This window comes from Streptomyces sp. BE303, assembly GCF_036290945.1.
Taxonomy (GTDB): domain Bacteria; phylum Actinomycetota; class Actinomycetes; order Streptomycetales; family Streptomycetaceae; genus Kitasatospora.
The window spans coordinates 1-423 of record NZ_JAQYWZ010000806.1 but is presented as its reverse complement, the minus strand read 5'-3'; the positions used below and the strand labels follow the sequence as shown (position 1 = coordinate 423).

The following is a 423-nucleotide window of genomic DNA, read 5'->3' as shown; positions in this document are numbered from 1 at the left end:
GGTGAAGAAGCGCGGCACGATGTCGTGGCCGGGGAACTCGCCCCCGAACAGGAACATCTGGATGTAGGTGCCGACCAGCGGGACGGCGAGGATCGCGCCTTCCATGAAGCGGATGCCGGTGCCCGAGAGCAGGTCGTCCGGCAGCGAGTAGCCGAAGAAGCCGTCGAACATGCCCAGGACGAGCAGCAGGAAGCCGAAGACCCAGTTGATCTCGCGGGGCTTGCGGAACGCGCCGGTGAAGAAGACGCGCATCATGTGCACGAGCATCGCCGCGACGAAGACCAGGGCGGCCCAGTGGTGGATCTGGCGGACCAGCAGACCGCCGCGCACCTCGAAGCTGATGTCGACCGTCGACGCGTACGCCTCGGACATCGGGATGCCCTTGAGCGGGACGTACACGCCGTCGTAGATCACCTCGCCCAT

General features: G+C 66.0%; 1 protein-coding gene. It reads right to left on the bottom strand.

All coding sequences use genetic code 11. The features are described from left to right. The coding region (locus tag PUR56_RS27055) for a cytochrome b N-terminal domain-containing protein (RefSeq protein ID WP_329950829.1) at nucleotides 1–423 on the bottom strand (423 nt) is incomplete at both ends.